This is a genomic window from Actinoplanes sp. URMC 104 (assembly GCF_051386375.1).
GTDB lineage: Bacteria > Actinomycetota > Actinomycetes > Mycobacteriales > Micromonosporaceae > Actinoplanes.
In genome coordinates, this window is record NZ_JBPQTO010000004.1 from 189,605 (window position 1) to 211,913 (window position 22,309).

General features: G+C 70.1%; 19 protein-coding genes. 17 read left to right on the plus strand and 2 right to left on the minus strand.

Annotated elements, in window-relative coordinates:
- Window positions 1-200: 200 nt before the first annotated feature.
- The 17 genes from ACSNN8_RS14650 to nuoN all read left to right on the plus strand — a co-directional run bounded on the left by ACSNN8_RS14650 (window position 201) and on the right by nuoN (window position 18,760).
- A complete protein-coding gene (locus ACSNN8_RS14650; protein ID WP_436649729.1) occupies window positions 201-896 on the plus strand; it encodes a demethylmenaquinone methyltransferase in 696 nt (231 codons plus the stop codon).
- 57 nt (window positions 897-953) lie between these two features.
- Window positions 954-1,223, plus strand: a complete 270-nt coding sequence (locus tag ACSNN8_RS14655; protein WP_436649730.1) for a hypothetical protein — start codon at window positions 954-956, stop codon at window positions 1,221-1,223.
- A 99-nt stretch (window positions 1,224-1,322) separates the two neighbouring features.
- Window positions 1,323-2,618 carry a geranylgeranyl reductase family protein gene (locus ACSNN8_RS14660; RefSeq protein ID WP_436649731.1) on the plus strand — a complete coding sequence of 432 codons (1,296 nt, stop codon included), beginning with the start codon at window positions 1,323-1,325 and terminating at the stop codon, window positions 2,616-2,618.
- A 70-nt stretch (window positions 2,619-2,688) separates the two neighbouring features.
- Window positions 2,689-3,054: an NADH-quinone oxidoreductase subunit A gene (locus ACSNN8_RS14665; RefSeq protein ID WP_436649732.1), complete on the plus strand. Its 366-nt coding sequence runs from the start codon at window positions 2,689-2,691 to the stop codon at window positions 3,052-3,054.
- A 6-nt stretch (window positions 3,055-3,060) separates the two neighbouring features.
- A complete protein-coding gene (locus ACSNN8_RS14670; RefSeq protein WP_436649733.1) occupies window positions 3,061-3,729 on the plus strand; it encodes a NuoB/complex I 20 kDa subunit family protein in 669 nt (222 codons plus the stop codon).
- Window positions 3,726-4,445, plus strand: coding sequence for an NADH-quinone oxidoreductase subunit C (locus ACSNN8_RS14675; protein ID WP_436649734.1), 720 nt, complete (start codon window positions 3,726-3,728; stop codon window positions 4,443-4,445). The genes ACSNN8_RS14670 and ACSNN8_RS14675 overlap by 4 nt, the downstream gene beginning before the upstream one ends.
- Window positions 4,442-5,767: an NADH-quinone oxidoreductase subunit D gene (locus ACSNN8_RS14680; protein WP_436649735.1), complete on the plus strand. Its 1,326-nt coding sequence runs from the start codon at window positions 4,442-4,444 to the stop codon at window positions 5,765-5,767. Before ACSNN8_RS14675 ends, ACSNN8_RS14680 begins: the two co-directional genes overlap by 4 nt.
- Window positions 5,768-6,904, plus strand: coding sequence for an NADH-quinone oxidoreductase subunit NuoE (gene nuoE / locus ACSNN8_RS14685; RefSeq protein WP_436649736.1), 1,137 nt, complete (start codon window positions 5,768-5,770; stop codon window positions 6,902-6,904).
- The gene (nuoF, locus tag ACSNN8_RS14690) at window positions 6,901-8,217 is read left to right on the plus strand and encodes an NADH-quinone oxidoreductase subunit NuoF (protein ID WP_436649737.1); all 1,317 of its coding nucleotides are present in this window, start codon (window positions 6,901-6,903) and stop codon (window positions 8,215-8,217) included. Before nuoE ends, nuoF begins: the two co-directional genes overlap by 4 nt.
- A complete protein-coding gene (locus ACSNN8_RS14695) occupies window positions 8,217-10,694 on the plus strand; it encodes an NADH-quinone oxidoreductase subunit G (RefSeq protein ID WP_436649738.1) in 2,478 nt (825 codons plus the stop codon). The genes nuoF and ACSNN8_RS14695 overlap by 1 nt, the downstream gene beginning before the upstream one ends.
- A complete protein-coding gene (gene nuoH, locus ACSNN8_RS14700; protein ID WP_436649740.1) occupies window positions 10,691-12,055 on the plus strand; it encodes an NADH-quinone oxidoreductase subunit NuoH in 1,365 nt (454 codons plus the stop codon). The genes ACSNN8_RS14695 and nuoH overlap by 4 nt, the downstream gene beginning before the upstream one ends.
- Before the next feature lies 1 nt (window position 12,056).
- Window positions 12,057-12,710, plus strand: a complete 654-nt coding sequence (gene nuoI / locus ACSNN8_RS14705) for an NADH-quinone oxidoreductase subunit NuoI (protein ID WP_436649741.1) — start codon at window positions 12,057-12,059, stop codon at window positions 12,708-12,710.
- Entirely contained in the window at window positions 12,710-13,453 is a 744-nt protein-coding gene (locus ACSNN8_RS14710; RefSeq protein WP_436649743.1) for an NADH-quinone oxidoreductase subunit J, read from the plus strand. Before nuoI ends, ACSNN8_RS14710 begins: the two co-directional genes overlap by 1 nt.
- Window positions 13,450-13,749 (plus strand): NADH-quinone oxidoreductase subunit NuoK, encoded by a 300-nt coding sequence (gene nuoK, locus ACSNN8_RS14715; protein WP_364703333.1) that lies wholly within the window; start codon window positions 13,450-13,452, stop codon window positions 13,747-13,749. The genes ACSNN8_RS14710 and nuoK overlap by 4 nt, the downstream gene beginning before the upstream one ends.
- Before the next feature lie 12 nt (window positions 13,750-13,761).
- Window positions 13,762-15,681, plus strand: a complete 1,920-nt coding sequence (nuoL, locus tag ACSNN8_RS14720) for an NADH-quinone oxidoreductase subunit L (protein WP_436649744.1) — start codon at window positions 13,762-13,764, stop codon at window positions 15,679-15,681.
- A 2-nt stretch (window positions 15,682-15,683) separates the two neighbouring features.
- Window positions 15,684-17,225 (plus strand): NADH-quinone oxidoreductase subunit M, encoded by a 1,542-nt coding sequence (locus ACSNN8_RS14725; protein WP_436649745.1) that lies wholly within the window; start codon window positions 15,684-15,686, stop codon window positions 17,223-17,225.
- A gap of 2 nt (window positions 17,226-17,227) precedes the next feature.
- Entirely contained in the window at window positions 17,228-18,760 is a 1,533-nt protein-coding gene (gene nuoN, locus ACSNN8_RS14730) for an NADH-quinone oxidoreductase subunit NuoN (protein WP_436649746.1), read from the plus strand.
- A gap of 250 nt (window positions 18,761-19,010) precedes the next feature.
- Here nuoN and ACSNN8_RS14735 read toward each other — a convergent pair whose 3' ends face one another.
- On the minus strand, window positions 19,011-20,003 hold the full coding sequence (locus ACSNN8_RS14735) for a polyprenyl synthetase family protein (RefSeq protein WP_436650722.1): 993 nt from the start codon (window positions 20,001-20,003) through the stop codon (window positions 19,011-19,013).
- A gap of 1,032 nt (window positions 20,004-21,035) precedes the next feature.
- Window positions 21,036-22,223 carry an MFS transporter gene (locus ACSNN8_RS14740; RefSeq protein ID WP_436649747.1) on the minus strand — a complete coding sequence of 396 codons (1,188 nt, stop codon included), beginning with the start codon at window positions 22,221-22,223 and terminating at the stop codon, window positions 21,036-21,038.
- Between the last annotated feature and the right edge of the window lie 86 nt (window positions 22,224-22,309).

Sequence of the window (22,309 nt, forward strand, 5' to 3'; positions counted from 1 at the left end):
TGAACCTCTGTTGCCGGCGTTCCGGCCCTGGTTACGTTGCCCGCGTAAGACCTGAGAACCACCTGACGCATCAGCCGGGTTCGACACCGGTGATGGTCGCGGACCCGACCGATGGCGGTCGTATATATAACGCACGAGGAACGGGCGGGATGGGTCACCATCCCGCCCGATCTGTTTGTGCCGGGTGTAAGAGTGGTGCTGTGACGCGCGCAGATCTGGACAAGCAGCCGCACGAGGTCGCCGAGATGTTCGACGGCGTGGCCGACCGGTACGACCTGACCAACACGGTGCTCGCCTTCGGCCAGGACCGGGGCTGGCGGCGCGCCACCCGCGCGGCGCTGAGCCTGCGTCCGGGGGAGCGGGTGCTCGACGTGGGCGCGGGCACCGGCGTCTCGACCGAGGAGCTGGGCCGGTCGGGCGCGTTCGCGGTGGGCGCCGACCTGTCCACCGGCATGCTGCGGGCCGGGCGCCGGGCGCGCCCCGAGGTTCCGCTGGTCGCGGGCGACGCGCTGCGGCTGCCGTTCGCCGACGGCACGTTCGACGCGGTCACCATCTCGTTCGCGCTGCGCAACGTCGTGGACGTCGACGGCGCGCTGCGCGAGCTGGGCCGGGTCACGCGTCCCGGCGGGCGGCTCGTGGTCTGCGAGTTCAGCCACCCGACCAACGGGCCGTTCCGCACTGTCTACATGCAGTACCTGATGCGGTCGCTGCCCGTGGTGGCCCGCAAGGTGTCGAGCAACCCCGACGCGTACGTCTACCTCGCCGAGTCGATCCGCGCCTGGCCCGACCAGCGGGCGCTCGCGGCGCGCATCGCCGGGGCAGGCACGTGGAGCCGGGTCGGGTGGCGCAACCTGACCGGCGGCATCGTGGCGCTGCACCGGGCAACTAAAGCCTAAAGAGGGACAAAAACGCCTTTCGGCCCGGCGCGGCGCGAAGGCTGTTTGGCTCGGGTCATGACGACCTTCGGGCAGCTCGAAGACACCGACATCGACATCGCCATCGACGAGAGCGACGCCGGCGAGCGTCGCGGCATGGAGCTCGCCGCCCGGCTGCGGCTGGTGGCAGCGCAGGACCCGGATCTGGCTCAGGAACTGGTCGACAACCTGATCGTGGCGCTGGACAAGGCCATGGGCGGCAACTTCCGCGACTACCTCGAGGGCGACGCGCGTGCCGCGGCGGACAGAGTTCTCGCAGAGGGCAATTCACCCACTCGAAACAGTTAGGGTTCCCTTACCAGAACGACCTTCGATGGCCGTCCTAGACTCCGAACTTGGGCGCGCTTGTGAACTGTTTCACGAGCCGCTGCGAGACGGAGGTGTGGTGTGCGCAACCAAGTACCATCCGGTCCGACAGCCGACGAGGCCGACGTCATCGTCGTCGGCGCGGGTCCGGGTGGATCAGCGGCGGCCTATCACATGGCGCGGCACGGACTGAGAGTCCTGCTGCTGGAGAAGACCGAGTTCCCGCGCGAGAAGGTCTGCGGCGACGGGCTGACCCCGCGTGCCGTCCGCCAGCTCGTCCGGATGGGCATCGACACCTCGGAAAAGGCCGGCTGGCTGCAGAACAGGGGCCTGCGGGTGATCGGCGGAGGCGTGCGCCTCGAGCTCGACTGGCCCGACCTGGCCAGCTTCCCGAACTACGGCCTGGTGCGCACGCGCCTCGACTTCGACGACATGCTCGCCCGGCGGGCCGTCGAGGCCGGCGTGCTGCTGCGCACCGGTGTCACCGTCACCGGCCCCGTGCTCGACGAGGACGGCAACGCGATCGGTGTCGAGGCCAAGGCGGGGCCGGACAAGGAGCCCGTGGAGTTCCGTGCGCCGCTCGTGATCGCGGCGGACGGCGTGTCGGGCAAGCTGCCGATCGCGATGGGGCTGACCAAGCGCGACGACCGCCCGCTGGGCGTGGCCGTCCGGCGCTACTACCACTCGCCCGTACGCGCGGACGACGACTACCTCGAGTCCTGGCTGGAGCTGCGCAGCGCGAGCGACCGCGACAAGCTGCTCCCGGGCTACGGCTGGATCTTCGGGCTGGGCGACGGCCGGGTCAACGTGGGCCTGGGCATCCTCAACAGCTCCAGCGCGTTCGGCAAGACCAACTACCGCGCGATGCTGACCGACTGGCTGGCCGGGACGCCCGCCGACTGGGGCATGCGCGACGACTCCAACGCGGACGGGCCGATCCTGGGCGCCGCGCTGCCGATGGGCTTCAACCGGGTGCCGCACTACACGCGCAACCTGATGCTCGTCGGCGACTCGGGTGGCATGGTCAACCCCATGAACGGCGAAGGCATCGCGTACGCGATGGAGAGCGGCGAGCTGGCGGCCGAGATCGCGGTCCAGGCGCTCGCCCGGCCCGCCGGCGCCGACCGCGAGCGGGCCCTGCGGGCGTACCCCGGCGAGCTGAGCGCGCGGTTCGGCGGCTACTACCGTCTGGGCGGCGTGTTCGTGAAGCTGATCGGCAACCCGCACGTCATGCGGATCGCCACCAAGCACGGCATGCCGCATCCGACCCTCATGCGGTTCGTTCTGAAGCTGCTGGCCAACCTCACCGACCCGCGTGGCGGCGACGCCATGGACCGGGTGATCAACGGTCTGACCAAGGTTGCGCCCGCGGTATGAGCACCCCGCGCGCCGAGAGCGTAAATCGGACTAATAGTGTGAACCAGCTAATAGTCGGGCAGGAGATAACATGACGGTCAACCCATACGTCCCGATCGTCGGGTTACTGATCCTCGGCGCGCTGTTCGCGTTGTTCTCGGTGTCGATCGCGCCGATCGTCGGTCCGCACCGCTACAACCGCGCCAAACTCGACGCCTACGAGTGCGGCATCGAGCCCGCGCCGCAGCCGGTCGGTGGTGGCCGCTTCCCGGTCAAGTTCTATCTGACCGCGATGCTCTTCATCATCTTCGACATCGAAACCATCTTCCTGTACCCGTGGGCCGTCTCCTTCGGAGCGCTGGGCATCTTCGGGTTCGTCGAGATGGTCCTGTTCATCGTCACCGTCTTCATCGCCTACACGTACGTGTGGCGACGCGGCGGCCTCAACTGGGACTGATGCTCTATGGGTATCGAAGAGAAACTGCCCTCCGGAATCCTGCTGACCTCCGTCGAGAAGCTCTCGAACTGGGCGCGTAAGTCCTCGTTCTGGGGCGCGACGTTCGGCTTGGCCTGCTGCGCGATCGAGATGATGGCCGCCGGCGGTCCGCACTACGACCTGGGCCGCTGGGGCATGGAGGTCTTCCGGGCCTCGCCCCGCCAGGCCGACCTCATGATCGTCGCGGGCCGGGTGAGCCAGAAGATGGCCCCGGTCGTGCGCCAGATCTACGACCAGATGCCCGAGCCCCGCTCGGTGATCTCGATGGGCGTGTGCGCCTCGTCCGGCGGCATGTTCAACAACTACGCGATCGTGCAGGGCGTCGACCACATCGTCCCGGTCGACATCTACCTGCCCGGCTGCCCGCCGCGGCCCGAGATGCTGATCGACGCGATCCTCAAGATGCGCGAGAAGGTCATGGCCCAGCCGCTCGGCCCCAACGGCCGCAAGATGCTCGAGGCCCGCAAGGCCGAGGGCAAGGTGCCGATCGTCGCGCCGGGCGCGATGCCCTCGTCGTACCGGGTCGACAAGGTCCGACGCGCGGAGTGGACCCAGGCGGTCAAGGAAGGCCGCGAGGAACAGCTGCGCATCGAGAACTGGATGAAGCTGCAGCCGCACCTGCGGGAGGGCAAGTGAGCACCCAGCCCGAGTCCGACGGCGGCGTGCCCGCCACGCAGCCCGTCGGCGCCGACATCGACGCGCCGGCGCAGGTCCCGCCGAGCCCCTACAAGGGCATGTTCGGCGTCAAGGGCACCGGCGACGTCTCCGGCTTCGGCGGCCTCGCCCGGCGCACGCCGACGACGGCCGACAGCGAGCGGCCGTTCGGCGGCTACTTCGACGAGGTGCACGACTCGCTCGAGGAGGCGTACCCGGCCTTCGCCGACGCGATCGTCAAGGTCGTCGTCGACCGGGGCGAGCTGACGCTGCACCTCAAGCCCGAGCGCATCGCCGAGGTCTGCCAGATCATGCGCGACGACGAGTCGCTGCGCTTCGAGCTGTGCTCCTCGGTCGACGCCGTCGACTACCTGGGCAGCGACCCGGCGCGCTTCCACGTGTCGTACCAGCTGACCTCGATGACCTACCGCCGGCGCGTCCGCCTCGAGGTGGCCGTGCCCGAGAACGTTCCCGTGCCGAGCGTGACCAGCGTCTACCCGACTGCCGACTGGCAGGAGCGCGAGGTCTACGACATGTTCGGCGTCGTGTTCACCGGCCACCCCAACCTCACCCGGATCCTCATGCCGGACGACTGGGAGGGCCACCCGCAGCGCAAGGACTATCCGCTCGGCGGCGTGCCCGTCGAGTACAAGGGCGCCGAGATTCCGCCTCCTGACCAGCGGAGGGTCTACCAATGACACAGTCGGGCTACGCAACCGAACGAGAGACCACCGAGGGCCGCGTCTTCACGGTCACGGGCGGCGACTGGGACTCCGTCACCAGCAGCATCGACCCGCTGAGCAACGAGAAGATCGTCGTCAACATGGGGCCGCAGCACCCGTCGACGCACGGCGTGCTCCGGCTCGTGCTGGAGCTCGAGGGCGAGACGGTCCAGGAGGTCCGCCCGGTCATCGGTTACCTGCACACCGGGATCGAGAAGAACCTGGAGTACCGCAACTGGACCCAGGGCGTCACCTTCGTGACCCGCATGGACTACCTGTCCAACATGTTCAACGAGGCCGGCTACTGCCTCGCGGTCGAGAAGCTGCTCGGCATCGAAGACCAGATCACCGAGCGCGCGACCACCATCCGGGTCATGTTCATGGAGCTCCAGCGGATCGCGTCGCACCTGGTGTGGCTCGCGACCACCGGCATGGAGCTCGGCGCCATCTCGATGATGCTGTACGGCTTCCGCGAGCGGGAGTACATCCTCGACATCTTCGAGGAGACCTCCGGCCTGCGGATGAACAACGCGTACATCCGCCCGGGCGGTCTCGCGCAGGACCTGCCGGAGTCCGCGATCCGCAAGATCCGTGACTTCCTGACGTACATGCCCAAGAAGCTCAAGGAGTACGAGGACATGCTCTCCGGCCAGGTGATCTGGCAGGAGCGCACGAAGGGCGTGGCAGTCCTCGACGTCACCGGCTGCCTGTCGCTGGGCATCACCGGGCCGGTGCTGCGCTCCGCCGGGCTGGCCTGGGACCTGCGCAAGACGATGCCCTACTGCGGCTACGAGACGTACGAGTTCGACGTCCCGACCGCGACGACCGCCGACGTGTGGGGCCGTTACCAGGTGCGGGTCGCCGAGATCCGCGAGTCTCTCAAGATCATTGAGCAGACCCTGGACCGGCTGCGCCCCGGGCCCATCTACATCGCGGACAAGAAGATCGCGTGGCCCTCGCAGCTCGCGCTGGGCGTCGACGGGCTGGGCAACTCGCTCGAGCACGTCGCCAAGATCATGGGTCAGTCCATGGAAGCGCTGATCCACCACTTCAAGCTCGTGACCGAGGGCTTCCGGGTCCCGCCGGGCCAGGTCTACGTCGGCATCGAGCACCCGCGCGGCGAGCTCGGCGTCCACGCGGTCTCGGACGGCGGCACCCACCCCTACCGGGTGCACTACCGCGACCCGAGCTTCGTGAACCTGCAGGCCATCCCCGCGATGGCCGAAGGCGCGCTGCTGGCCGACGTCATCGCCGGCGGCGCCTCCCTGGACCCCGTGATGGGTGGGTGTGACCGCTAAATGACCGACACACAGGTGGAATTCTCCCCCGCAGCCGCCCCGCTGGCCGAGAAGCTGCTCGCGCCGGCGCTCGAGATCATCGCCCGCTACCCGGAGGGCCGCAGCCGCTCGGCGCTGCTGCCGCTGCTGCACCTCGTGCAGACCGAGGAGGGGCACGTCAGCCCGAACGGCGTGGCGTTCTGCGCCGAGATCCTGGGCATCAACAAGGCCCAGGTCGGCGCGGTCGCCACGTTCTACACGATGTACAAGCGCCGCCCGACCGGCGAATACCTGGTCAGCGTCTGCACCAACACGCTGTGCAACGTGCTGGGCGGCCAGGAGGTCTACGACCAGCTGTCCGAGCACCTCGGCGTGGGGCACGACGAGACGACCGGCGACGGCCGCATCACGCTGGAGCACGCCGAGTGCCTGGCGGCCTGCGACTACGCGCCGGTGGTGACGGTCAACTACGACTTCGCCATCGACCAGGCCACGCCCGAGACGGCGGTCGGCCTGGTCGAGCAGCTGCGGGCCGGCGAGCGGCCCACGCCCAGCCGGGGCGCGCGGATCTGCTCGCTCAAGGAGATGCAGGTGCAGCTCGCCGGGTTCGCCGACCCGCGCGAGGGCGCGGTGGCCGACGGGCAGGCCGGTGCGCCGACGCTGCGCGGCGTGACGCTGGCGCAGGAGCACGGCATCGCGGTCGCGAACTTCAACCCGGACACCCCGATCACCAAGACCAAGCCGTCGCCCCGCGAGGAGAGCCGCGGCAAGGTCGCCACGGTCGTCGACAAGGTGAAGAGCGCGGCCAGCTCGGTCAAGGAAGCGGTCACCGAGAAGGTGAGCCACGCCGGCCAGCCGGTTCGCGCCGGCGACGAGAAGGACCCCGAGGTCCGCACGGCCGAGCAGCGTAACCCCACGATGGGCACCCCGGACAAGACCGGGGACGCGCAGGCCACCACGCCCACGCCGACGAACCCCGCCGAGGCTGCCGGGGCCGCCAAGAACGTTCCCGCGGGCGACGGCAAGCCGGCCGGCGACACCGAGCGTGGCGAGGACATCGTCAGCAAGGAGACGTCCGAGCGGAACAAGGGCGGCGTCGATCCCAACCCGGGCTGGCAGAACGTGCCGCGCGGCGGCGGCAAGGAGGAGGAGAAGTGACTCAGCCACGGCCTGAGGTTCTCCAGAAGCTGACCCCGGTCCTGACCAAGCGCTGGCTCTCGCCGGACGCCTGGAAGATCGGCGTCTACGAGCGGCTCGACGGCTACGCCGCGCTGCGCAAGGCCCTCGACGTCCACCCCGACGACCTGATCCAGCTCATCAAGGACTCGGGTCTGCGCGGCCGCGGCGGCGCGGGCTTCCCGACCGGTCTCAAGTGGGGCTTCATCCCGCAGGGCGACGGCAAGCCGCACTACCTCGTGATCAACGCGGACGAGGGCGAGCCCGGCACCTGCAAGGACCTGCCGCTGATGACCTACGACCCGCACTCGCTGGTCGAAGGGGCGATCATCGCGGCGTACGCGATCCGCGCGAACCGGGCGTTCATCTACATCCGCGGCGAGGCCGTGCACGCGGCCCGCCGGCTGCGCAACGCCGTCGAGGAGGCGCGGGCCAAGGGCTACCTCGGCACGAACATCCTCGGCTCGGGCTTCGACCTGGAGCTGGTGGTGCACAGCGGCGCGGGCGCGTACATCTGCGGCGAGGAGACGGCGCTGCTCGACTCGCTCGAGGGCTTCCGCGGCCAGCCCCGGCTGCGCCCGCCGTTCCCGGCGATCGCGGGCCTGTACGCCAGCCCCACGGTGGTCAACAACGTCGGCACCATCGCGAGCGTGCCGTACATCGTGCTCGGCGGCGCCGACTGGTGGAAGAGCATGGGCACGGAGAAGTCGTCCGGCCCGATGATCTATTCGCTGTCCGGCCGCATCGCCAACCCCGGCCAGTACGAGTGCGGGCTGGGCATCACGCTGCGCGAGCTCATCGAGCTGGCCGGCGGCATGAAGCCCGGGCACAACCTCAAGTTCTGGACGCCGGGCGGCTCGTCGACCCCGCTGCTGACGGCCGAGCACATCGACACCCCGATGGACTTCGAGGGCGTGGCGGCGGCCGGGTCGATCCTGGGCACCACCGCGATGCAGATCTTCAGCGACCAGGACTGCCCGGTCTACGCGACCTGGCGGTGGCTGGAGTTCTACCACCACGAGTCGTGCGGCAAGTGCACCCCGTGCCGCGAGGGCAACTACTGGATGGTGCGCACCTACCGCCGGATCCTGTCCGGCGAGGGGACGTACGCGGACCTGGACACCCTGCAGGACACCGCCGACAACATCTTCGGCCGGTCGTTCTGCGGCCTCGGCGACGGCGCCGCGACGCCGGTCGTGTCGACGCTGAAGTGGTTCCGGCAGGACTACCTGGATTACATCGAGGGCCGGACCGCTCCGCGGCTGTCCGCCAAGGCTCTGGTTGGAGCTCACTGATGACGGACGTAGCCAAGCAGACGGACACCGTCGCCCTGACCATCGACGGGATCGAGGTGACCGCGGAGAAGGGCGAGCTCGTGATCCGCGTCGCCGAGCGGATGGGCATCGCGATCCCGCGGTTCTGCGACCACCCGCTGCTGGCCCCGGCCGGCGCGTGCCGCCAGTGCCTGGTGGACATCGAGGGCCAGCGCAAGCCGGTCGCCTCGTGCACCCAGACGGTGGCCGAGGGCATGGTGGTCAAGACCCAGCTCACCTCGCCGGTGGCCGCCAAGGCCCAGGGCGGCGTGATGGAGCTGCTGCTCGCCAACCACCCGCTGGACTGCCCCACCTGCGACAAGGGCGGCGAGTGCCCGCTGCAGAACCAGGCCATGTCCAACGGGCGGGCCGAGTCGCGGTTCAAGGAGCACAAGCGCGAGTACGAGAAGCCGATCCACATCTCGAGCCAGGTGCTGCTCGACCGCGAGCGGTGCATCCTGTGCCAGCGCTGCACCCGGTTCTCCGAGGAGATCGCCGGCGACAAGTTCATCGACCTGATGGACCGCTCCTCCGGCGAGCAGATCAACGTCTACCGCGACGACTTCTTCGGCGGCCGCGGCACCGGCGACGGCCAGGTCGGTGAGGGCGACGGCGACGTGGCCTTCAACTCGTACTTCTCGGGCAACACGATCCAGATCTGCCCGGTCGGCGCGCTGACCGGCGAGCAGTACCGGTTCCGCGCCCGCCCGTTCGACCTGGTGTCGACGCCGACCGCGTGCGAGCACTGCGCCGCGGGCTGCTCGATGCGCGCCGACCACCGCCGCGGCCGGGTGCTGCGGCGGCTGGCCGGCGACGACCCCGCGGTCAACGAGGAGTGGAACTGCGACAAGGGCCGCTGGGGCTTCCAGTACCAGGTGGCCAACGACCGGATCACCACCCCGCTGCTGCGCGACGCCGCGACCGGTGAGCTGCGCGAGGCCTCCTGGAGCGAGGCGCTGCTCGCGGCGGCCGAGGGGCTCACGGCGGCGCGCGCCAAGGGCGTCGGGGTGCTCACCGGCGGACGGCTGACGGTGGAGGACGCGTACGCGTACGCGAAGTTCGCCCGCGTCGCCCTCGGCACCAACGACATCGACTTCCGGGCGCGGCCGCTCAGCACGGAGGAGGCGGACTTCCTCGCCTCGTCGGTCGCCGGCGTCTCCGACGTCACGTACGCCGACGTGGAGAACGCGCCGTCCGCGGTGATCGCCGGGCTCGAGCCCGAGGAGGAGTGCCCGATCCTCTTCCTGCGCCTGCGCAAGGCGCACGGCAAGAAGAAGCTCCAGGTGACGGCCGTCGCGCCGTACCTCTCCCGCGGTTTCGAGAAGCTCGGCGCCACCCTGGTGTCCGCGGCGCCCGGCGAGGAGGCCCGGCTGCTGGCCGACGACCCCGCCGTCGCCGCCGCGCTCGCCGTGCCCGGCGCGCTGCTGATCGTCGGCGAGCGCCTGGCCACCGTGCCCGGCGGTCTGTCCGCCGCGGCTGCCCTCGCTGCCCGCACCGGGGCCCGCCTCGCGTGGGTGCCCCGCCGGGCCGGCGACCGGGGCGCGATCGACGCCGGCTGCCTGCCCAACGTGCTGCCCGGCGGCCGCCCGGTCACCGACACGGCGGCCCGCGCCGAGCTGTCGCTGGCGTGGAACGTCGAGGCCGGCCGGCTGCCCAGCGCGGTGGGCCGCGACACGGACGCGATCGTCGCCGCGGCCGCCGCGGGTCAGCTCGGCGGCCTGCTGGTCGCGGGCGTCGACCCGGGCGACCTGGCCGACCCGCGGCTGGCCGAGCAGGCGCTCGACAACGCCGGCTTCGTGGTGAGCCTCGAGCTGCGGCACAGCGCAGTCACCCGCCGCGCCGACGTGGTGCTGCCGGTCGCCCCGGCGGCCGAGAAGGCCGGCACGTACCTCGACTGGGAGGGCCGGCTGCGGTCGTTCAACGCGGTGCTGCCCAGCACGGCGATGACCGACGGTCGCGTGCTCGAGGCGGTCGCGGCGCTGATGGAAGTCGTCCTGGGCACCGGCGATGTCATGAGCATCCGCCGCGAGCTCGGCGCCATGCCGGTCAGCCAGGCTGCCCGCCCCGCGGCGCCGACCGTTCCGGCGGCGTCGCTGCCCGAGACCGGCGAGCACGAGGCCGTGCTGGCCACCTGGCACCACCTGATCGACCTCGGCTCGCTGCTCGAGGGCGACCCGGTGCTGGCCGGCACCGCGCGGCAGCCGCTGGCGCGGATCGGCAAGGACCTCGCCGAGTCGCTCGGCGTGGTCGACGGCGACCCGGTGACCGTCGGCACCGACCGCGGCGCGATCACCCTGCCGGCCGCGATCACCGACCTGCCGCCGCGCGTCGTGTGGCTGCCCACCAACTCGCCCGGCTCGACCCTGCGTCGCAGCCTTGGCGTCGTCGCGGGCTCGGTCGTCCGGCTCTCCGCCGGGCGTTCCGGTCCCATTCTGGCTTCCTCGGAGGCGACCGCATGAACACCGTCCTCGCGGCGCACGCCGTCGACCCGACCCTTCAGACGTTCGAGAACGACGTCTGGTGGATCACGCTGATCAAGCTGTTCGGCGTCTTCGTCCTGCTGCTCCTGCTGACGCTCTTCACAATCAACTATGAGCGCAAGGTCGTGGCCCGGATGGCGGTCCGGCCGGGCCCCAACCAGGTCGGGCCCAAGGGCTGGCTGCAGAGCCTCACGGACGGCGTGAAGCTGCCGTTCAAGGAAGAGATCATTCCGAAGACCGCGGACAAGGTCGTCTACTTCATCGCGCCGGTCATCTCGGCGACGACGGCGTTCACCGCGTTCTCGGTGATCCCGTTCGGCGGCGTGGTCAACATGTTCGGCCACCAGACCGCGCTGCAGCTCACCGACGTGCCGGTCTCGGTGCTCGTGCTGCTGGCCTGCTCGTCGATGGCCGTCTACGGCGTGGTGCTGGCCGGCTGGGCGTCGGGTTCGACGTACCCGCTGCTGGGCGGGCTGCGGTCGAGCGCGCAGATGATCTCGTACGAGGTCGCGATGGGTCTGTCGATCGTGGCGGTGTTCATGACCGCGGGCACGATGAGCACCTCGCAGATCGTGGCCGCGCAGGCGCAGGGCAACCCGGTGAACATCCTCGGCTGGGAGGCGACGACCCCGAGCTGGTACGCGGTGCTGCTGCTGCCGAGCTTCGTCATCTACTGCATCGCGGCCGTCGGCGAGACCAACCGCGCGCCGTTCGACCTGCCCGAGGCCGAGTCCGAGCTGGTCGGCGGCTTCCACACCGAGTACTCGTCGTTCAAGTTCGCGCTGTTCTTCCTCGCCGAGTACATCAACATGATCACCGTCTCGGCGTTCGCCACCACGCTGTTCCTCGGCGGCTGGCGGGCCCCGTGGCCGATCACCTGGTTCTGGGAGGGCGCGAACTCCGGCTACTTCGCGCTGATCTGGTTCTTCGCCAAGGTGCTGCTGCTGCTGTTCGGCTTCATCTGGCTGCGCGCCACGCTGCCCCGCATGCGCTACGACCAGTTCATGCGCTTCGGCTGGAAGGTCCTGATCCCGGTCAACCTGGTGTGGATCCTGTTCCTGAGCTACGTCAAGGTCGCCAACAACGAGCTGTCCCAGCAGGCCAAGTGGTTCTCGATCGTCGGCATCGTGGTCGTGATCCTGCTGGTCGCCATGCTGTGGCCGGCCGCCCGCAAGCCGAGGCAGATCTCCATCGAGGAGGAGCTGGCCGCCCGGCCACCAGGCAGCTTCCCGGTACCTCCGATGGACCTGCAGGTGCCTCCCAGTCCACATGCCCGCCGGGCGGTCGCCGAACGCGCTCCGGCCACGGTCGGGTCTCCTGAAGAAAACAAGGAGGTGTGACGTGGGTACGTTCACCGGCTCTTTCAAGGGCTTCGGGGTGACCTTCGCGCACATGTTCCGCAAGGTCATCACGACCGACTACCCGTTCGCACCGCCGACGCCGGCGCCGCGCTACCACGGCCGGCACATCCTCAACCGGCACCCGGACGGCCTGGAGAAGTGCATCGGCTGCGAGCTGTGCGCCTGGGCCTGCCCGGCGGACGCCATCTATGTCGAGGGCGCCAACAACACCGACGAGCAGCGGTTCTCGCCGGGTGAGCGGTACGCGGGCATCTACCAGATCAACTACGCCCGGTGCATCTTCTGCGGGCTCTGCATCGAGGCCTGCCCGACCCGTTCGCTGACCATGAGCAACGAGTACGAGCTGGCCCGCGACAACCGGCAGGACCTGATCTTCACGAAGAAGGAGCTGCTGGCCCCGCTGCTGGAGGGCATGGAGCAGCCGCCGCACCCGATGCGGCTGGGCGAGACCGACAAGGACTACTACATCGGCGCGCTCACCAACCCGGGCACCTCGGCGGGCGCCGAGCGGGCGCCCTGGTCCGACCTGGGCACCGACGACGCGTCGACCGCCACCGGCCCCGGCGACCGGGACGAGACGGCCGGCACGCAGCGCCAGCCGGGTCAGTCGCCGACCCCGAAGGAGCGCGTCTGATGGACCACGTGTCTACCGGCGAGGCCGTCGCCTTCTGGATCCTCGGCTCGCTCTCGGTCATCGGCGCGCTGGGCATGGTGCTGGCCCGCAACGCGGTCCACTCCGCGCTCTGGCTCGTGGTCACGATGCTGTGCCTGGGCTTCCTGTACGTGGTGAACTCGGCGCCGTTCCTCGGCGCGGTGCAGATCATCGTCTACACCGGCGCGATCATGATGCTGTTCCTGTTCGTGCTGATGCTGGTCGGCCGCGACGCCTCGGACTCGCTGATCGAGACGTTGCGCGGCCAGCGGGTCGCCGCGATCCTGCTCGGCGCCGGCCTCGCCGCGCTGATCGGCACCGGGCTGGCCCGCTCGCTGGGCGACGTCCCCGTGGCCGGGCTGACCGACGCGAACGCCAACGGCAACGTGCAGGGCCTCGCGGCGCTGCTGTTCACCCGGTACGTCTTCGCCTTCGAGGTCACCTCGGCGCTGCTGATCACCGCGGCGGTGGGCGCCATGATCCTGGCGCACGTCGAGCGGGCCAAGGCCGACGCCGACGACCAGGTGACCCGGATGAAGCAGCGGTTCCGGCCGGGCAACTACCCCGGTCCCAAGCCCGGCCCCGGCGTCTACGCCAACACCATGTCGGTCGCCGCTCCCGCCCGGCTCCCGGACGGCAACGGCTCCGAGCGCAGCATCTCCCCGATCCTGCCCGTCCGTGAGCTCACCGCCGAAGAGGCAGCTCCGAAGGGAACGGACAAATGACCCCCGACTACTACCTCGTGCTCGCGGCGATCCTGTTCACCATCGGCGCCGCCGGGGTGCTCGTCCGCCGCAACGCGATCGTGCTGTTCATGTGCATCGAGCTCATGCTCAACGCCGCGAACCTCGCGCTGGTCACCTTCAGCCGCATCAACGGCGGCCTGGACGGCCAGATCATCTCGTTCTTCGTGATGGTCGTCGCGGCCGCCGAGGTCGTGGTGGGGCTCGCGATCATCATGTCGATCTTCCGTACGCGGCGCTCGGCGAGCGTCGACGACGCGAACCTTCTGAAGTACTAAAGGGGCCTTCACGTGGAACAGACAGTGGAGTACGCCCACGCGACGGGGGCGTTGAGCGGGATCTGGCTGCTGGTGGCCATACCGCTGGCCAGCGCGGCGATCCTGCTGCTCCTCGGCAAGCGGGCCGACAAGTGGGGGCACTGGCTCGGTGTCCTCGCGGTGGCCGCGTCCTTCGTGCTCGGGCTGGTGTTCTTCTTCAGCCTGCGCGGCCTCGACCCGGAGCAACGGTCGGCCGAGCTGAGCCTGTGGGACTTCATGGCCGTCGGGAACCTGCACGTCGACTTCGGGCTGCTGTTCGACCCGCTGTCCGGCGTTTTCGTCCTGCTGATCACCGGCGTCGGCTCGCTGATCCACCTGTACGCGGTCGGCTACATGGAGCACGATCCGGGCCGCCGCAAGTTCTTCGGCTACTTCAACCTCTTCGTCGCGGCGATGTTGCTGCTGGTTCTCGGCAACAACTACGTGATGCTCTACTTCGGCTGGGAGGGCGTCGGCCTGGCGTCGTACCTGCTGATCTCCTTCTGGTACACCCGGCCGTCGGCGGCCACCGCCGGCAAGAAGGCGTTCCTGATGAACCGGGTCGGCGACGCTGGCCTGGCCATCGGCATCTTCCTGATGTTCGCCACGCTCGGCACCACCCAGTACTCCGAGGTCTTCAACGGCGTGGGCGCGCTGACCGCCACCACGGTTCTGGTCCTCGGGCTTCTGCTGCTGCTCGGCGCGGCCGGCAAGTCCGGTCAGTTCCCGCTGCAGGCGTGGCTGCCCGACGCGATGGAGGGCCCGACCCCGGTCTCCGCCCTGATCCACGCGGCGACGATGGTCACCGCGGGCGTCTACCTGATCGCCCGCTCCAACCCGATCTTCTCGGCGAACACCGCGCTGCAGACGGTCGTGGTCAGCGTCGGCGCGCTCACCCTGCTGATGGGCTGCATCATCGGCGCGGCCAAGGACGACATCAAGAGGGTGCTGGCCTGGTCGACCGTGAGCCAGATCGGCTACATGTTCCTCGGCGTCGGGCTCGGCGGCGGGGCGTACGCCCTGGCGATCATCCACCTGCTCGCGCACGGCTTCTTCAAGGCCAACATGTTCCTCGGCGCGGGCTCGGTCATGCACGGCATGCACGACCAGGTGGACATCCGGCGCTTCGGCGGCCTGCGCAAGTACATGAAGTGGACCTGGCTCACCTTCATGACGGGCTGGCTCGCGATCATCGGTCTGCCACCGTTCTCCGGCTTCTTCAGCAAGGACCCGATCATCGAGGCCGCTTTCGCCCGTGAGGGCTGGACGGCCTGGCTGTTCGGATTCGCCGCGCTGATCGGCGCCGGCCTGACCGCCTTCTACATGACCCGGCTGTTCGTGCTGACCTTCCACGGGCCCGAGCGGTACACCGAGGACAACGAGCACCCGCACGAGTCGCCGAAGATCATGACGATTCCGCTGGTGCTGCTCGCCATCGGTTCCGTGGCGGCGGGTGGCCTGATGGCCTCGCCCGTGGCGCACTGGCTGGAACCGGTGCTCGGCCCGGAAGAGCATCACGAGCCGGTCATCGGTCCCGCCTGGGTGGTCAGCGTCCTGGTGGTGGTGATCTCGCTGGCGGGCGCCGGTCTCGCCTGGGCGATGTTCCGCCGGGGCACCGCCCTGCAGGAGCAGCCGGCCGGGGCCGTGGTTACCGCGGCGCGGCGCAACCTGTACACCGACGCGTTCAACGAGGCGGTGTTCGAGCGGCCCGGCATCTACCTCACCCGGGCGCTGGTCTACCTCGACAACAAGGGCATCGACGGTCTGGTCAACGGCATCGCGGCCGGCATCGGCGGCAGCTCCGGCCGGCTCCGCAGGCTCCAGACGGGCTTCGTCCGGTCGTACGCCCTGTCCATGCTCACCGGTGCCGTCCTCGTCGTCGGCGCCTTCCTCGCGATCCAGCTTGGGTGGTAGGCGTGTCTGACTTTCCGTTCCTCTCCATCCTGACGCTGCTGCCGCTGGTGGGCGCCGTCGTCGTGGCGCTCGTCCCGCGGCAGAAGGCCGAGCTGGCCAAGACGATCGCGCTCGGCTGGTCGCTTGTCGTGCTGGTGCTCAGCGTCGTCATGTGGATCGCCTTCAAGGTGGGCGGCGACCGCTTCCAGTTCCGCGAGTCGTACGCCTGGATCCCCTCGTGGGACGCCCGGTTCACGTTCGCGGCCGACGGCATCGCGCTGGTCATGCTGATGCTGATCGCGATCCTGTTCCCGATCGTCATCCTGGCGTCCTGGCACGACGTCGAGCAGAGCAACCGCTCCGCGCCGACCTACTTCGCGCTGCTGCTGGCCTTCGAGTTCACGATGATCGGCGTCTTCGCGGCCGCCGACATCTTCCTGTTCTACGTGTTCTTCGAGGTCATGCTGATCCCGATGTACTTCATCATCGGGTCGTTCGGCGGGCAGCGGCGCCAGTACGCGGCGGTGAAGTTCTTCCTCTACAGCCTGGTCGGCGGTCTGTTCATGCTGGCCGCGGTCATCGGCCTGTGGGTGGTCGGCGGCCACACGTTCGACTTCGGCAAGCTGACCGAGGCGGCCGGGGCGATCGACCAGAACACGGCCCGCTGGCTGTTCCTCGGGTTCTTCGTCGCGTTCGCGATCAAGGCGCCGTTCTTCCCGTTCCACACGTGGCTGCCGGACGCCGGTGGCGCGGCCCCGGCCGGCGCCGCGGCGCTGCTCGTCGGCGTCATGGACAAGGTCGGCACGTTCGGGATCCTGCGCTACTGCCTCCCGCTGTTCCCGGAGGCGTCGCGCTGGTTCGCCCCGGCGGCGCTGGTGCTCGGCGTGATCGGCATCCTCTACGCGGCCCTGCTCGCGGTGGGGCAGAACGACCTCAAGCGCCTGGTGTCGTACACGTCGATCGCGCACTTCGGCTTCATCGGCATCGGCATCTTCGCGTTCACCAGCCAGGCCGGCACCGGCTCGGTGCTCTACATGGTCAACCACGGCCTCGCGACCGGTCTGCTGTTCATCGTGGTGGGCATGTTCGTCGCCCGCCGCGGCTCGAACCTGATCAGCGACTTCGGCGGCGCCGGCAAGCTCGTCCCGGTGCTCGCCGGGGTGTTCTTCTTCGCCGGTCTCGCCTCGCTGGCGCTGCCGGGCACCGCGCCGTTCATCAGCGAGTTCCTCGTGCTGATCGGCACGTTCACGGTGCACAAGACGTACGCGGTGGTGGCGACCGTCGGCATCATCCTGGCCGCCGCCTACGTGCTCTGGATGGTGCAGCGCACCACGCAGGGCACCCTCAACCCGGCCCTCACCGAGGTGCCGGCGATGCAGAAGGACATCACGCTTCGCGAGAAGGTCGTGGTGGCCCCGCTGATCCTGCTGATCGTGCTGCTCGGCTTCTACCCCAAGCCGGTCACCGACGTGATCAACCCGGCGGTGGAGGCGACCATGCAGGACGTCGGCGTCCAGGACCCGGGACCGACGGCGGTCGTCGCTAACGAAAGGGTGGCGCGCTAGCCATGGAAGACCTCAAACTGCCGGGCATCGACTACGGCGCGCTGCTGCCGATGCTGATCCTCTTCGGGGCGGCCTGCGTCGGCATCCTGGTCGAGGTGTTCACGCCCCGCCGGTCGCGCAACGCGATCCAGCTGACGCTGGCGTTCCTGGCCGTCGCGGCGGCGTTCGTCGCGGTGATCGTCCAGCACGACACCCGCAAGATCACGATCGGCGGCGCGGTCGCGGTGGACGGCCCGACGCTGTTCCTGCAGGGCTCGCTGCTCGTGCTCGGCGCCGTCTCGCTGATGCTGATCGGCGAGCGCTCGCTCGAGCGCGGCGGCCCGTTCGTCTCGCAGGCGGCCATCACCGTGGGCTCGCAGAAGGACCTGCGGCAGGCCGGCGACCAGCCCGGCGGCACCGAGGTCTACCCGCTGACGATCTTCTCGCTCGGCGGCATGCTGCTGTTCGTCGCGGCGAACGACCTGCTCACCATGTTCGTCGCGCTCGAGGTGCTCTCGCTGCCGCTGTACCTGATGTGCGCGCTCGCGCGCCGGCGCCGCCTGCTCAGCCAGGAGGCGGCGCTCAAGTACTTCCTGCTCGGCTCGTACGCCTCGGCGTTCTTCCTGTTCGGCGTGGCGCTGATCTACGGCTTCTCCGGCGGGATCCAGCTCGGCCAGGTGCACGACGCGGTGGTCGACCCGCAGCGCAGCCAGGTGCTGCTCTACGGCGGGCTCGCGCTGGTCGCGATCGGCCTGCTCTTCAAGGCGGCGCTGGCCCCGTTCCACGTCTGGACGCCGGACGTCTACCAGGGCGCGCCGACGCCGATCACCGCGCTGATGGCCGCCTGCACCAAGGTGGCCGCGTTCGGCGCGCTGCTGCGGATCCTGTACGTGGCCTTCGACGGCGTGCGCTGGGACTTCCAGCCGGTGCTCGGCACGATCGCCGTGCTCACGATGCTGGTCGGCGCCGTCCTCGCGGTCACGCAGACCGACATGAAGCGCCTCCTCGCGTACTCCTCGATCGCGAACGCCGGCTACGTGCTGGTCGGTGTGCTCGCGCTCAACGAGGAGGGCCTGAGCAGCACCATGTTCTATCTGGTGGCGTACGGCTTTTCGGTGCTCGCCGCCTTCGGCATCGTGACGCTGGTGCGCGACGCCGACGGGGAGGCCACCCACCTGTCCCGGTGGGCCGGTCTGGGCCGCAAGAGCCCGCTGTTCGCCGCGACGTTCACGTTCATCCTGCTGGCCTTTGCCGGCATCCCGCTGACCAGCGGCTTCACCAGCAAGTTCGCCGTCTTCGGCGCTGCCATCGAGGGTGGCCAGACGTGGCTGGTCATCTTCGGCGTGATCACCAGCATGCTGCTGGCCTTCCCGTACCTGCGGGTGGTCGTCATGCTGTGGCTGTCCGAGCCGAGCGAGACGACGCCCACGGTGTCCATTCCCGGCTTCCTGACGTCGGCCGCGCTGGTCATCGGCGTGGTGGCTACGGTCGCCCTGGGTGTGGTGCCGGCGCCGCTGATCGACCTGACGAGAGACGCGGCGCAGTTCGTCCGCTGATCTTTTCGTGAAGAAGGCCCCGGCTCTGGTGAGCCGGGGCCTTTCTCGTTGAGCTTGTGCCCTTGTGCCCTTGTGCCCTTGTGCCCTTGTGCGGCCGGGCCCGCGCTGCCTCGTGGGGCCGGGTTCCCGCTTCCGCCCGTGGTGGGCTCCCGGGCTGCTTCGTGCGGCCGGGTTCCTGCTTCTTCCTGCGGTGGGCTCCTGGGCTGCTTCGTGCGGCCGGCTTCCCGCTTCTTCCTGCGGTGGGCTGCGGTCAGCTCGTGCGGTCGGCGATGAAGTTGCAGAGGGCGTCCATGGCCCGCTTCGCCTCGCTGTCGGGCAGCGGGGCGAGCTCGGCGCGCGCCTCCTCCGCATAGGACCGCACGGTCTCGCGCGCCTTTTTCATCGCCGCCGACTCGCGCAGCAGCGTCAGCGCCTCGGCGTGCAGGTCGTCGTCGGTGATCGGGCCGCTCGCCAGCAGCTCGCGCAGCCGCACCGCCGAGGCGTCGGTGTCGTCGCCGGCCAGCGCGTACAGCACCGGAAGCGTCGGCACGCCCTCGCGCAGGTCGGTGCCCGGCGTCTTGCCCGACTGCACCGACTCGGACGCGATGTCGAGCAGGTCGTCGGAGAGCTGGAACGCGATGCCGATCGTCTCGCCGTAGCGGGCGAGCGCCTCCACGATCTCGGCCGGCGCGCCGGAGAACATGCCGCCGAACCGGGCCGACGTGGCGATCAGCGAGCCCGTCTTCTCGGTGATGACGTGCAGGTAGTGCTCGATCGGATCGCTGCCGCGCGGCCCCACCGTCTCGGCGATCTGCCCGTGCACCAGCCGCGCGAACGTGCGGGCCTGCAGGTGGACGGCCTCGGGGCCCAGCGAGGCGGCCAGGTCGGCGGCCTGGGCGAACAGGTAGTCGCCCACGAGGATGGCCACCGAGTTGCCCCAGCGTGAGTTGGCGCTGGGCGCGCCGCGGCGTACGGGAGCCTCGTCCATCACGTCGTCGTGGTAGAGCGTTGCCAGGTGGGTCAGCTCCACCACGTTGGCCGCCGGAACGATCTCGGGCGCGGTCGGGTCGCCGAACAGCGAGCCGAGCGCCACGAGAATCGGCCGGAACCGCTTGCCGCCCGCATCGGCGAGATGGCGCGCGGCCTCAGCCACCAGCGGGTCGGCGCTGGCCACGTTCGCCCGGAGCGCCTCCTCCACGGCGGCCAGCGTCGCCGACACCGACGCATCGATCGCGGGATCGATGTCGAGGCCGAGCGACGACAGCGTCAGATCACCGGTGCTCACCACGCTTTCACGATGCCACATGGGTGCGACGACCACGGCCCCAGGGGTCACGGCAGCAAGATCAAAACCAGAGTTGGCACACGGGCGGGTCCCACCCCGGCGGCCGGCTGGGGAGGCGGCCCGGAGGAGGGTTGTCCACAAGACGCTGCGGCCTGTGGACAACCCGCTCGGCCCGCTGTGGCGGCGGCATAGGCTGCCCGCTGCCCGCTGCCCGCTGCCCGCTGCCCGCTGCCCGCAGCCCGCAGCCCACAGCCCACAACCCTGGGTGGGCGGGGGAGGCGGTGGCACACCCCGATGATCAGCTTCCAGCGGATCGGCGCCTGGTGGGCTGAGACGGGCGCGGGTGGTGGCGGCTGGTTCGCGCGGGCTCGAGGCAGGGCGTGCGACGGCGGTGCGCGCGCGGGCGAGGTGCGTTCGGCCGGCGTTGTCAGCCGCGCAACCCGCTCGGAGCGGGGCTCACGGCGACGTCAGCTAGGTGTGTGCGGCTGGGTGTTTCGCCGTGCCGTCGCACTGGAGGGAGCGCCGCGGCGACGGCCGCTGCGTGCATGGGGGAAGGTGTGTGGAGCCGGGTGCCGTACGGCTGGCTTGGATCTGGGCACCGCGGTGATGGCGGTTGCGTGCGCGGGTGCGGGACGGGGTGTCGTCGGCCGTGGAGCCGGTATCTGGGTACCGCGGTGTGGCGGTTGCGTGCGCTGGTGCGGGACGGGGTGTCGTCGGCCCTGGAGCCGGTATCTGGGTACCGCGGTGATGGCGGTTGCGTGCGCTGGTGCGAGACGAGGTGTCGTCAGCCGTGGGGCCGGCTTGGACCTGGGCACAGCGGTGACGGCGGTGGGGCGTGCGCCGGCTTGGGGGACGGGTGCCATTAGTCGCGCGGCCGCCTTGCAGCGGGCACGCCAGCGGCGGCTGCATTTTGCTGGAGAGGTGAGTACGGCCATGGGATATCGAGCCGTACGGCCCCCTGAGAAAGCGGCAACGTGAGGTGCTGCTGCCCCCAGACCCGAAACTGCCACCTCAAGCCACAGCGACCGCCTCAGGAGCATGCCGCCGCAGCAGGTGGCTGCCGAGCAGCATGGCCCCCGCGGCGGTCAGCATCGCGGCCGAGGCGACCACCCACATCGTGCGGTAGTCGGTGGTCGTGGCGACCGTGCCCAGCCCGAGCGGCCCCAGGCACCCACCGGCGTACACCCCGGTCTGGGTGATCGAAGTGGCCGCGGCCGGGGCCTGGGGGTGGAGGCGGACAACGGCGAAGTTCATCAGCCCGGGCCAGGACCAGCCGAAGCCGAAGCCGAGCACGACGCCCGCGACCAGCGGCAGCCCGCCGGGCACGGCGAGCAGCGCCAGGCCCGCGCAGCCGGTCAGCAGGAGGGCGGAGATGACGGCGATCTGGCGCTCGGGCCAGCGGTCGGCGAGCCAGCCGCCGAGGATGCGCGCGGTGACGCAGACTGCGCTACCCAACGTGAGCGCCAGGCCGGCCGGGCCGGGGGAGATACCGCGTGCGACGGCCGAATCGACGAGGAACGTGCCGAGCGCGTTGGCGGAGCCGGAGGCGAGGGTGGCGCCGATGCCGACCACGACGAGTGCGCCGGTCGCTCGCTTGGCGCCGGTGGCTGCCTTCGTCGAGGCGGTCGTGGGCTCGTGCGGGACGAGCAACAGCGCCGCCGCGGCGAGCACGGCGACGAAGACGAAGGCCCAGCGCCAGCCGAGGGTGAGCGCGACGGTCGGCACGGCGGCGCCGGACAGCAGGGTGGCGACGGGGATGGCGGCCTGCTTGATGCCGAACGAGAGGCCCTGCCGCCGCGGCGGGACGTGCCGGGACAGGGTGGTGTTGCTGGCGAGCTGCCCCATGGCGTTGGCGCCCGCGCCGAGCGCCAGGACCGCGATGAGGCTCCACAATGTATCGGCGAACGCGGCCACGCCGAGCAGCGAGGCTGCGGAGAGGGCGATCCCGGTGCGGGAGACCCGGGTGGCGCCGTACCGCTCGACGAGGTGCCCGGCCGGGACGGAGGCGAGCGCGCTCGCGCCGAAGTAGGCCGAGACGGCCAGGCCCAGCCCGGCGGGCGAGAAGCCGAGGTCGTCGCCGATCTGCACGGCGAGGCCGCCGACGAGGAACACCGGCACGCTGACCGCGATCGTCGTGGTCAGCGCGCTGACGGACGCCCGTACGGCACCGGTCGCCGGGCGCGGCGGAGAGTGGACCATCCCTCGAAGACTAGGACTACAGAATGCATTCGAGCGCGGTGAGTGCTAATGACCACACGGCTCGTACAAATCGATCGTGATCCACA